This is a genomic window from Streptomyces katrae (assembly GCF_000966975.1).
Lineage (GTDB): Bacteria > Actinomycetota > Actinomycetes > Streptomycetales > Streptomycetaceae > Streptomyces > Streptomyces katrae.
In genome coordinates this window covers 1-431 of the sequence record NZ_JZWV01000818.1, presented here as the reverse complement: position 1 = coordinate 431, position 431 = coordinate 1, and the positions used below count along the sequence as shown (strand labels likewise).

Genomic DNA, 431 nt, shown 5'->3' with positions numbered 1-431 from the left:
ACGGCACTGGCCGCGGCGCACCGGGGCCCGGCACGGGGGCGGATCAGCGGACTGGGGCTGCGCCTGTTCCTGCAGGCCGTGGCCCGGGGCGCGCACGTCGGCACGGCCGCGTCGATCGTCGGACTGCGCTCGGACCAGCTGCTGCGGCTGCGCCGGGCGAACCCCCTGGTGGCCGCGCTCGTGGACGCGGCCGTCCAGCAGGCGCGGGGGCTGCGCGGCAGCGACCGCCGCCCGAAGCGCGCCCCGGCCTACCGCCTGGTCACCCTCCGCGCCCCGGCGCCCGGGCACGAGGCCCCGGACCCGCCGGATCCGGCCTGACGGTCCCCGGTCACGACTGCCGATGCGCCGGCGTACCGGCCTGACGGACTGGTCGGATGGCCCGGCCTAGGCCGTCTCTTTCGGATCTTGCCGGTCAAGCCCGCGTCGTCCGG

The 431-nt window shown here is 78.7% G+C and carries 1 protein-coding gene; it reads left to right on the top strand.

Going from position 1 to position 431, the window contains the following annotated elements; all coding sequences use genetic code 11:
* Positions 1-318 (top strand): hypothetical protein (locus VR44_RS27230; RefSeq protein ID WP_045950260.1); only part of this gene is annotated, 318 nt, incomplete at its 5' end.
* Positions 319-431: the final 113 nt, after the last annotated feature.